The following is an 11,830-nucleotide window of genomic DNA, read 5'->3' as shown; positions in this document are numbered from 1 at the left end:
CCTGTTAGAAAAATTTGTTAGTTATTTATAGGATAACTATAAGTATTACCAATGTAATAATATTCATATATATAAATATTTATCTATAAATGGATTTTTAGCTTTTAAAATTAAAGAAGTTAAGTTAATTACTGATTAAAATCCCCTATTGTAATCCTCAAAACAATCTAAACACACCTTTTGGCCATTCATAATCCTTATTTTGTGTTCTGGTGCTGATTCCCCACACTTTTCACATACTATGTTTGAAAATAATCTAGCCTTTATTGGTGGCTGAAAGTTTGGCTTTTTAAAATCAAATATATCATCTACATCAGCCTCTAATATGTAGTTCATTCTCTGTTCTCTGTCCATTTCTCCTTTAAATGGCTTTAATATCATTCTTATACTTTCTCCAGTTTTTCTACAAAAAAAACTAAAGGCCATTTTACCAGTACCTCTGTATATTAAATTTCCTTTTCCCATACTACAGCCTGTAATAACTTGTACTGCATCTACTCCACAGGCATCATTTTCTGTAATACATACAATTTCCTCATCCTTTGAGAAACTTACATTTAATTTTTTCATAGCTGCCTCACTAGCTTTATAACCTATAGCTAGTCCTGGACACTTATGTCCATGAAATTCCACTGATTTTTCCCATAATTTTCTATCCATCCTTTAATTCCCCCTAAGAATATTTTTGCATAAAAAAAGGCAGAGCTTCCCCTAAGTTAAGTTCTACCTTCGTGGTATCTTTTTATACATAATAACATTCTACTTCGTGTAGATATGCTTGTTCATTTATTAACAATATTATTATAGCATATGCCAGAATTTTTTCAATATTTATTTAATAATAACATAATAATTTTTATTTGATTCTATATTTCCATCATTATCAAATTACGTTTTCATTTATCCGATGACTACCTGCCGTAACACTCCCACTTCTAACAAAGTTGGAGTTAACGGCAGCTACGTCCCTGGATAACGATCTCTAACCTTCAGTTGGAGTTAAAACTCCATCTGAAGCTAAGAGCTCTGTTTATAAAGTTTCTTACACTCTTTAATTTGTTTAAAATTAAAGGATATAATTTGTTCATATAGAAAATATATAATATTAAAATCTATAATAAAATGGATTTTGTCATTACCTTTAATTAATATTATTCTAAAACTCTAAATTACCAATTAAAAAAATATTATAAAGGGGGTTTTTATATGAATTTCACGAGAGTTCAAGCCCACAGGGGTGCCTCTGGATATGCTCCTGAAAACACCATGGCTGCCTTTAAAAAGGCTGTAGATATGAAAGCTGACGGCATAGAACTGGATGTCCACCTATCAAAGGATGGTCATCTTATAGTAATGCACGATGAAACTTTAAATAGGACTTCAAATGGGAAAGGATTAATTGCAAGTTATACCTTAGAAGAATTAAAAACACTGGATGCAGGCTCTTGGTTTGGAAAAGAATTTAAAGGTGAAAAAATTCCTACTTTAAATGAAGTTTTGGAGTTTATTTGTAAAACTGAGCTTTTCATAAATGTAGAGATTAAGGCTGGCTATAGAATATATCCTAATATAGAGGAAAAGGTTTTAGCTTGTCTGCAAAAGTATAATATGCTAGATAGGTGCATAATCTCTTCCTTTGATCACTATTCACTATTTAGAGTAAAGGAGTTAAACTCTAATGTAAAAACTGGACTTTTATATGGTGCTTCATTATATGAACCTTGGGAATATGCTAAATCTGTAAAAGTCAATGCACTTCATCCTTTATATTTAACTTTGGATAAACACTTTATAGAAGGAGCCTATGCTCATAATTTAGATATAAATACCTATACAGTAAATGATGAAAAAGTAATGGGTGAACTTGCTGCAGCTAGAATATCCGGCATAATAACAAACTACCCTGACAAAGCTAAAAAAATTGTAAGCGAAATTCAGGAGGGCTAAATAATGGATAATAAAGTTTCTAAATTAAACTATAAAAAGACCTTCATACTTGGCTTTGGCTTCTTTGCCATAAGCCTGGTGTGGCCTCTTTACAATGTTTATGTTCCAATATTTTTAAGAGATTTTTTTAACAGCCAATTTGCTATAAATTCTATTATGACATTGGATAATATTCTTGCAGTAACACTCATACCCATTATTGGCTCCCTAAGTGACAGAACCAGCACAAGATTTGGAAGAAGAATGCCTTATCTTATGGTAGGCATACCTATTTCCGCATTAATGTTTATTTTGCTTCCTAATTACTCAAGTTTTCTGAATTTTATGATAATTATTACCATATTAAACTTTTCCATGGCTATATATAGAGCACCAACTGTTGCACTTATGCCTGATATAACTCCATCACATTTAAGAAGTGAAGCCAATGGAATAATTAATTTTATGGGTGGACTTGCTTCTGTATTTGTACTCATAGGCGGCTCATTTTTATATAAAGCTAATAAAAATTATCCCTTCCTTGGAACAGCAATTTTAATGTTCTTAGCCCTGTTTATACTAATGAAATTCATAAAAGAACCTAATAATATTACTGTAGAAAATACTGTAGAAAAGGATGCAAAAATAAGCATAATTTCTTCCCTAAAAGATATTTGTAAATCCAAGGACAAAACTACTCTTTATATTTTACTTGCAGTATTTTTCTGGTTTGTAGGTTATCAAGGTGTGGAAGCTACCTTTAGCAATTACTGTGTTCAATTCTTAAAACTCCCTGTTACTAAAGCTTCTTTTATACTTGGATTTTTTGCTCTTTCATTTTTAATTTTTGCTATTCCTGCTGGATTTGTGGGTGGAAAACTTGGTAAAAGAAAAACTATACTTATAGGCATTTCTGGAGACGTGATTGTATTTATTCTTTTATCACTTATAGGTACTATATTTCCATTAAATCAATTGATTATGCTGATTCTAATGGCCATAGGTGGATTTTTCTGGGCTCTTATCAATATAAATTCTTATCCTATGGTAGTTGAGATGACCACAGAAGAAAAAATAGGCACTTATACAGGCTTATACTATTTCTCATCATCTTTAGCCGCAATACTTGGACCACTATTTTTAGGTGGACTTATAGACTTAATAGGTTTCAAATTCATGTTTTTATTTACAGCCTTAGCCTATGCTTTTGCATGGATTTGCATACACAATACCCGTAAGCAATACTCGTAAACTACCCCCACTTACTTCATAAAGGAGCAATAGTTTTTTACCGTACCAAAAGTTACCGATTTTCAAATCATCATAATTTATAATTAAGGTAATAAATTAGAAAAATATATAAAATTAAGTTTTTAAAATTGGAGGGTAAATTTATGAAGTTAGTTATAATTTGCTGTGAAAAGAGTAATTTAAATCCTGAAAATGAATTTTATATAAAGTTAGATAGTAGATTTGCAAATCTTAAATTTATACCTAACCTTAATGATGAAAAAGATGTTTGTACACTCTGTGGAAAAGAATGCTTTAGATGCAGAGCTGCTTACAATTTAAATTATAGTGACCATATAGCTCAAATAGTAAAACTTCCTGATTTATATAAAAAATTTGAAGATAAACCGCTAAGCTATTTGCCAGAAAAATTAGCCCATCATGATATAACTATAGCCATAGGCATACATGAAGATATACTAGTAGAACTTCCAAAACTAGTTAAAGAAAGCGGTGGAAAAGCCCTTTTAGTCCCTTGTGAAAGTGGTGATTGGGTTTCAAGATGGACAAGAGAGGAAGTCATTGCTCAGTGTAAAAAATATAATTTAGAATACGCATTTCCTAAACCATTTTGTACATTAAATTACGGCAATGGAGAAACCATAGATAAATTTATAGATGAGTATAAACTAGGAAAGCCTAAATTTAAATTATATGTAAATAGCGACGATGTTATTGTAAAAGCAGAATCTGTCATATCCGCTCCTTGCGGCAATGGCTATAATGTAGCTAAACATTTAGTGGGTACAAAGCTTGGAGAAGAAGCAAAAAAAGTCGTAGCAAAATACTGGCACAGCTACCCTTGCCTTGGTGGAATGAAAATAGATCCAGAATTAGGAGACACTCCTCTTCATATTGCCGGCTACACTCATTATAACGCCCTAGAAAATTCAGAAATAATAAGAATATTGTAAAGTAAGTGCTATAGGAAAAATCTGCTTTTAATTCCGTGATAAATGTGAAATTTTGGACTGTGAACAATACGCTAAGAACTTCTAATATTTGTCCATTTAAAGCCCCTAAAGTTTTCAAACTCACTCGTGCCTCGCTCAGGCAATGAAAACTTCTTAACGGTGCTTCAAATGGACAAATAAAGAAGTTCTAAGGCTAGTTCAATAGTCCTAAATTTCACATTTATCACTCCATTAAAAGCAGATTTTTCAGTTACATAGTACTTACTTTGTGGCGGGAGACGGCCTACTAAAGAATGATTTTCCTCCAATACGTTACGGAAAATCTTTAATTAAATAAATGTAACAGTAAAACAAGCTATAATTAGTTCACTAAATGGAGTAATTATAGCTTTTCTTTTTAAGGACTTAAAGATCTTTTATTGGCAGCAGCCAGTCTAAATACGTAGGTATGATTAGGCTTTATAATGAAAGATTTAATAAAAATAAAGTTGAAAATTATTTATTAAGGTTTCATGCTGTAGGTCAAAATGTAGCTATTTTGCTGACTTTCGGCAAAATAAATTAAATTACCATTCCTTTATGATTTTAGTACTTTCCTCCGAAGGATAATAGTTTTTGTCCATACCATCCTTACCTACTGCAAATACAGAAAACCCTAAGAACCAATTTTCTTTTTCAAAAACACTTCTATAAGCTTCAAAGCATCTAGCCTGTTCTTTATTGTTAACTATAGAAGATGGTAGTGGATTCCAAGGTTCTACAGAAGCTTTGTTTCTCTTTGGAAATCCTAGTTCACCAAAGAAAATAGGTTTATTCCACTTTAAATTAAAATTATGAATTTCACTTTTTATATTTTGTTCCCTGTTATATCTTTCTGTACTAATTAGTGCGTTTTTTAAATTTTCCACAGTATTTTCATCCTTGTCCGTAAGTTCAAAATAAGCTGCTATACTTATGAAATCCACTTTAGAAAATAATTTATTGTTTAATTTTTTCAAGTAATTTTCTTGAGTTTTTTTATCCCAGCTTGCAGTGTACCACCAACAGGTCCTGTAGGTTACCAGTCCTTTATAATATTTTCTTACAAAATCTATGGTGTCACACCAATAACCTTCTGCGTACTCCATTTGAACAAAATTAGAAGCTACATTTAAAGCATCTACATGATAAGGCACCGCAACATCATCTATCAATACTTTAAGTACATTATTTCTCCAGTTCCAAAAGAATTTATTTATATCTTTTGGCTTCCACTGTGTTTCATAAAGTTCTCCATTTTTTATCCAAGGATATGGTTCTAATATTATGTTTATTTTTTTCCATCTCAATTTTTTTATAAGTTTAATGGCTTTCTTCTCACTATTTTTATCCACTTGCATATTATCTGAAATCAAAGAATCAATATTAATTGCCACTGGTATATTTACAGTGTTTAATCCAAATTTCTCTATATCCTCTAACACTTTATCTATATCATAATCCGTAGAAAGATTAGCAGATTTAATTTTAACCTTAAATTCCCTATTTAAAGTTTTGCCTAAAAGCTTATTTTTAAAATTATTTATATGTCCCTTTACAGATGGATTCAGTTGCATAACATAAGCTATAAAAACCACTACCAATAGCACTATAATTACTTTATTTCTTTTTTTAATCTTCATATTATATAACTTTACTCCCCTATTTATAAAATTAATTTTACTGTTTTTTATATTTTTTTATATACATTGTTGCTGCAGTAATTGTGAATAAAAGAACTATCCCTAAAAATACTATTAAAAATTTTGTTTTGGAATTCATGGTTATAACTTTGCCAAAATTAAACTTTTCTCCTATGCTATTTTCTTTTTCTCCGTAGGTTAAATTTTTTAAGTTCCCCATTCTATCTATTATTACTGAGTTTCCTTTTAAATTTCTTAAAAGATTTAAATCTTTTAAATATCTCTGTGCTAAGGATATATCTTTTTCATCTACAGAAGCTACTAACATTACCTTACTTTTTTTATCAAATGGCGACTCTATAAATTGTATAGTAGCTACTTCACTGGCATAGCCTGGAAGTAAGTTTATTTTTTCATTAGACATAAAAGCAGTAAAATCTTTGTTAAACTTTATATACATATTTTTATTAAAACTTTTTATAATTTTATTATTTTCTGGAGTACCTATTACTATTAAATTTCCCTTTGGAGGATTTTTCAACCCTTCTGCGCCCGTTAAAACTTTAAAACTTCCATCATTCAATTCTAAATCATGTCCTATATACGCTGCTATATTTCCTGCCCAAGTTAACTGCTGAGAAGAAAATTCATCAGGTAAAATCATAGTAACATCATTAAATTTACCATTGGATACAAATGGGCTAGGATAGTTTTGAAAAGTAAAATCCTTTCCATCCTTATAAGGTAAGTGTAAGTAGGATTCTGAACTTACATAGGCCCATGGATTGTCCTCTTCTCTAAAAGTACAAAATACATCCTTCAACTGTAAATCAAAGGCTACTTTAATATCATAATTATTAAGATTTCTCACATCCTCTGGTATATCTATTTGAAATGTATCATTGTCAGCATTATTAGCGCTTAATTTTTTACTTCCAATAGGAATATCATTTATATATACAGTAAGTAGAGACCTGTCAAAGTCCAAATTTTTAGCATACCTTATCTTTAATACTATACTAGCTCCTTTTTCTATAAACCTATTCTTTGGAACATTTAATGTAAAATTGCTCTCCTGTCTAAAAGAACCTGGCAAAAGCACATTGTTATAACCTAACTTTAAAAAGGATATGTTCTCACTTTCCTTATTTAGAGGATCTTTTACATTTAAGGCTTCATCCACAATTATGCTATTTCTATTTACTTGTTTCATTAAATCTTTGCTACTTAATAGCTTGGCTGCTTTTACAAGTTTATTTTCATCATTAGATATCACCATAAGCATTTTCTTTTCTTTATTATAGGGAGACTGAACTTCCTTAATTACAGCATTATCTTTAATACTTTCTAGCTCATTTGAGCTTAAAAGTGACAATATTTCTTTTGGAGAATTTTTTTCTTGTCCAATGTATATAACATTGGTTGAAGCTTTTTCTTCCGCATCAGAAAATTTATATACCTTTGTATTTATATTTTCATATTTTCTTTTGGCTCCAAAATTTGAACAAATCATCATTGCTGTAGTTATTTCAGAACTGGAAACATTGTCTGGAACCACAATTATTCCATTCATAGGTATTTCATCACTTTCTTTAATATAAGGGAATGGAAATTCTTTTAATGAAGTTGTGTCTTCCTTATCCTTAAAATCTATATGAACATAGGACTCCTTATGTATCACTATCCAGTTTCCTGTATTAACATCGTCAATACAAGGCTTTTCTGAAATTCTTTTATAGGTTTTAATCTTTATTTCATTAAATCCTTCAATTATTTTCTCCTTAGGAATCTGTATTTTAACAGTTCTTTTGTATTCTTTTTTTTCTCCTAATTTTATAGACCCTATAGGCGTGTCGTTTATTAACACTGTTAACGTGGAGTTTTTATTTTCTAACAGCTGACTTTCTGTAAACACTAAATTTATATAAGAATTCTCTAAGGTCCAATTCTTACTAACATCGAAAAAAAATGTCTTAGTGGCAAAAACACCACTTCCATTCCAATCTTTTTCAAATCTATAATTTTTGGATTTAACACTTGCAGAATTGCTCACATTGTCCGCTCTAACTAAATTGCCCTTAGCAATCATCAATGGTAAAACTAGAATAAAAGCTAATAAAATACTCAATATTTTTTTCATAGCTGCTCCTTTCTATATGTTCTTTAATAAATATAATTTAATTCTAAAATCTTTCGGTTTTATACCACTTTACTTCTCTTTTAAATATAATATCTTTAAGGTACTGAATAATACCCTTTATGGCCACTACCATCCAAAGCTGACAATAAGTAAAATACATCAGAGGAACTAAAATTAAGTTTTTTAAATTGCTTTCTCCTTTTTCCATGCTTAAAGTTAAAAATACTTCTAATATGAAAAGAATATATGCAAGAATCCAAAGCACAAGAAAATTTCCTGTAACGTGTATTTCTATTTTTGTAAATAAACTTAATAAGAAAATACTATCAGATATTATTACAGATGAAAGAAATAAAAAATACACTGTAAAAAAGTAAAACACATCAAATATAACGCTTTTGACATTGTTCTTAAATATTCCTCTTATGTACTTAAGCAAAACATAAATATTCCCCTTAGCCCATCTAGTACGCTGTTTAAACCATACTTTTAAAGTTTCTGGCTCTTGCTCCCAAGTTACAGCCTTTGGCATAAATTTTATTTTGTATCCCATTTTATATATTCTAAAACTTATCTCCGTATCCTCTGCTATAGCCTTTATGTCCCAACCTGAAAGTTCTTCAATTATACTTCTTCTAACTATAAAATTAGTACCCGGTATGGTGCAAAGATTTAAAAGCTGCCACCTTCCCGCCTGAGCCATCCACTGAAAACTTAGAGTTTCTATATTTATAAATTTGGTTAATAGATTTCTGTCTTTATTTCTAGTTCTAAATTTACCTATAACTGCTCCAAGACTTCCATCCTTGTGTATAGTATTCACTAAATATCTAAGTGCATTTCTCTCCGGAGTATTATCTGCATCATATACAGCTATATATTCACCTTTGGATATTGCAAATCCTATATTAAGCGCGTTAGACTTACCTTTACCACCAGTTTTCTTATCTGTATTTATAACTGTAAAATTATATTCACCATAGTCTTCCTTTATTTTTTTCAGCAATTCCCTTGTATTATCAGATGAGTTATCATTTATTACAATAAGCTCCATTTTATCCTTGGGATAATTTAAAAGCAGCAAAGACTTTACAGTTCTTCCTATAACCTTTTCTTCATTATGAGCCGGCACCAGTATTGAAACCATAGGATATTCTTTTAAATCCTCTAAGTTTTCATCTATAATTTTTCTATAATATCTATAGCCTGATAGGGATAGCACAATATTCATAAGAAGTAACATCCATATGGAAACCAAAGAATATATAAATAAATAATCTACAAAAGTTAAACTTTTCATATTTATCACCTTAAAAATTTCTTTCTATCTATTTTTTTCAATACTATAAAAACAAATAGGAATACAATGCAAAACACAGATACTATAACTATTAAAACTAAATTTATATTCTCTATATATCCTACTTTTTTAGGCTTTTCTTCCTCTATATCTTTGTACTTTTCCTTAGGATAGTTCACATCAATATCTCCATCTGCAGACTTTATGCTTATGTCTTCCCATTTAACCCAGTTATCTTCTTCCTTTAAATCTAAAAAATCTACATTTTGACTTTTAAAAAATTGTACTATTTCTTTCAGATATTTAATGTCTAAGTAGCAGTGAAAAAAAGCTCCCGCCGTGTAGCCCTTTGACAATGAAACTTGCTTAAAATTTTCCTTTATGCTGGGAATAGATAGGTTGTTTTCTGACTCTACATACCCTAAATTCTCTGGAATTAATTTATTAAATGAATCTGTGTGGTAAATTGTATATGGAAAAGGTGTAGTAGTAAACTTTTCATTATTACTTTGATATTGCCCCACATAAGTGGAAAAATATTTTTTAATCTCCCTATACCCATTAATATCCATGGCATAGTGTGGAGCCTCAAAGCCTAAGGGATATATGCCGTTTTTCACACATTCCTTTAATCCACTTCCTACTTTATCATATACATACTTTTCTATATCACACTTTAGTGGTTCATCCTTTTGACCATCCCAAAATTCAAATCCTTCACCAGAAGCCTCTTCTTTAGAGTTTTGGTGAGTATACCCATGGAGTATTACACTCCCTCCCTTTTCCTGCATATATCTTATGGTTTTAGCAAAATCCTTCTTATGGGAAATAGTATTTATATACCCTGTTTTAGTGTCCACATAGGTAGGTATTAAAGCTATCATAAAAGGTACACCTTCATCACTAAGGTAATCCGCTATGGCTCTAAGTTTCTTTTGATCCCTAAAAGGGTGTACATCTTCTATTCTTATATATACTTTGCCCTTACTATCTCTTTTAAAGGAAAACATTCCATTTAATAAATCTGAGAATATATAGAAAAGCACAGAGTTATCATCTACTCTAGATACATACCATAGATTTTTATCATTTAATGCATAGGGATAAAATTCTCTGCCATCACTTATATAAGACAATACTTCTACCTGACTGTTTAGAGGCTTAAGTATAGTAAATAGCTCCTTTGACTCTATAGGAAATTTGTCTATACTTTCTACTGACTTAATCTTTTCTTGTCCATTACCGTAGTATATCTCTGTAATATCCATCTTTTTGCCTACATATTCTAAATTATATTTTGAATTATTTTCAATAAAATACTCTATACCCTTGCCAATCCAGCATATTTTACCTTTATAATCCTTTAAATCTTTTATAATTTTTTTATTATTTAATTCTCCATCAATGCCCAACACAAAAACATAATCATATTTATTTAAATAATTGGATTCATATTTTGCTGCACTTATATCTTCACCTGCTAAATTATAGGCTCCAAAAAGCTCCTTAATACTATTGACCACATTGTCACTGTAACTAAAATAGTTCTGCCTATCATATATTACTAATGCCTTTTTTCTGTTTTCTGTAGCACAAACTCTAAAGCTTAAAGAATTAAATATGCATAAAAACTCAAGAACAAATAATAACACTCTTGCACCTCTGTTGTTTTTACTGCTTTTATTAATCCACATCATATTCCAATTCCCTCTCTGCTAATTCTTTAAATTGGAATGAATTCTCTATGTCTTTATTGTATTGATAAACTCCTATTTTTACTTCTATATTTACATTTTTACTCTTTTCCTTTTGCTGTAAACTCAATTCCTTTATTTTTTCCTTAATTCTTTCTTTTACAACTTCCGATCCTTTTATATCCGTGTCTTCCAATAGAATGGCTAGGGTATCATTAGATAATTTATATCTTATATCTTCATTTCTAGTTGAATCCATTACGCACTTACTTATTCCCTTTAGCAACTCTACCATTTTACTTTCTCCTAAAAGGCTGTTTAACTGCTGAAAATAACTAATTTTTATGATCATCAAGGAAACATTAATATTATGCCTTTTAACTCTACTTATAGCCCTATCTAAATCCATATAAAAACCTTTTATATTACCTAATCCTGTAGTTCTATCTATAGTTATAAGCTCTTTGTATTGCATTCTTAATTTATTATTAATATTTTGCATTTCATTCAGAAGTTTAGCACTTAAAAATTTTTGGGGCGTGAGCCCGCTGATTTATAATGAATGATTGAGGGTTAGGTTAAAAACCATAAATTCTGATTTTTGCTGGAAATTTTAGAGAAAAAATTTGCATAATAAAAGCATCCTTTTTATAATAGTTTTGACAAGAAACCAACTTAAAAAGGATGCTGATAAAATGAGTAAAAGTTATTTAAAACAATTACTTACTTATATTAATAAGGTATACGATATAGGTGAAAAAATCAATAACTTAAAAGATAAAAGAATAAAATCTCCAGTAAAAATTTCAACAATTACCTTCGTGGTGTTATTTGGATTTATGCTTCAGATAAGAAGTTTCAATAGATTAGAACATTGGCTTAAAAAAGGCAAGTTTAAAAAAGTA

Annotated in this window: 10 protein-coding genes; 4 read left to right on the top strand and 6 right to left on the bottom strand. The window is 29.8% G+C overall.

Features of this window, described 5'->3' with window-relative positions; translation table 11 throughout:
- Positions 1-135: 135 nt before the first annotated feature.
- Positions 136-660, bottom strand: coding sequence for an FmdE family protein (locus FGK85_RS13240; RefSeq protein ID WP_138207382.1), 525 nt, complete (start codon positions 658-660; stop codon positions 136-138).
- Between the two features lie 546 nt (positions 661-1,206).
- Here FGK85_RS13240 and FGK85_RS13235 point away from each other — a divergent pair.
- The 3 genes from FGK85_RS13235 to FGK85_RS13225 all read left to right on the top strand — a co-directional run bounded on the left by FGK85_RS13235 (position 1,207) and on the right by FGK85_RS13225 (position 4,130).
- Entirely contained in the window at positions 1,207-1,947 is a 741-nt protein-coding gene (locus FGK85_RS13235; RefSeq protein WP_138207380.1) for a glycerophosphodiester phosphodiesterase, read from the top strand.
- Between the two features lie 3 nt (positions 1,948-1,950).
- Complete coding sequence (locus FGK85_RS13230; protein ID WP_138207378.1) at positions 1,951-3,177, top strand: MFS transporter; 1,227 nt, start codon at positions 1,951-1,953, stop codon at positions 3,175-3,177.
- 143 nt (positions 3,178-3,320) lie between these two features.
- Positions 3,321-4,130 carry a DUF166 domain-containing protein gene (locus FGK85_RS13225; protein WP_138207376.1) on the top strand — a complete coding sequence of 270 codons (810 nt, stop codon included), beginning with the start codon at positions 3,321-3,323 and terminating at the stop codon, positions 4,128-4,130.
- Between the two features lie 566 nt (positions 4,131-4,696).
- Here the strand turns inward: FGK85_RS13225 and FGK85_RS13220 are convergent.
- The 5 genes from FGK85_RS13220 to FGK85_RS13200 are packed head-to-tail and all read right to left on the bottom strand — an operon-like array spanning position 4,697 to position 11,427.
- Positions 4,697-5,791 (bottom strand): glycoside hydrolase family 113, encoded by a 1,095-nt coding sequence (locus FGK85_RS13220; protein ID WP_138207374.1) that lies wholly within the window; start codon positions 5,789-5,791, stop codon positions 4,697-4,699.
- Positions 5,792-5,828: 37 nt separating this feature from the next.
- Complete coding sequence (locus FGK85_RS13215) at positions 5,829-7,931, bottom strand: cellulose biosynthesis cyclic di-GMP-binding regulatory protein BcsB (protein WP_138207372.1); 2,103 nt, start codon at positions 7,929-7,931, stop codon at positions 5,829-5,831.
- Positions 7,932-7,974: 43 nt separating this feature from the next.
- Positions 7,975-9,231, bottom strand: coding sequence for a glycosyltransferase family 2 protein (locus FGK85_RS13210; protein ID WP_138207370.1), 1,257 nt, complete (start codon positions 9,229-9,231; stop codon positions 7,975-7,977).
- A 5-nt stretch (positions 9,232-9,236) separates the two neighbouring features.
- Complete coding sequence (locus FGK85_RS13205) at positions 9,237-10,928, bottom strand: DUF2334 domain-containing protein (protein ID WP_243122889.1); 1,692 nt, start codon at positions 10,926-10,928, stop codon at positions 9,237-9,239.
- Positions 10,915-11,427, bottom strand: coding sequence for a GGDEF domain-containing protein (locus FGK85_RS13200; RefSeq protein WP_138207368.1), 513 nt, complete (start codon positions 11,425-11,427; stop codon positions 10,915-10,917). The genes FGK85_RS13205 and FGK85_RS13200 overlap by 14 nt, the downstream gene beginning before the upstream one ends.
- Positions 11,428-11,620: 193 nt before the next feature.
- Between FGK85_RS13200 and FGK85_RS13195 the strand changes: the two genes are divergently transcribed.
- Positions 11,621-11,830, top strand: a 210-nt coding sequence (locus FGK85_RS13195; protein ID WP_341472490.1) for a hypothetical protein, incomplete at its 3' end; no start/stop codon positions are given.

The sequence above is a fragment of the Haloimpatiens lingqiaonensis genome (assembly GCF_901447495.1).
Lineage (GTDB): Bacteria > Bacillota > Clostridia > Clostridiales > Clostridiaceae > Haloimpatiens > Haloimpatiens lingqiaonensis.
The sequence above is the reverse complement of the archived record's forward strand: the minus strand, read 5'-3'. Positions and strand labels throughout refer to the sequence as shown.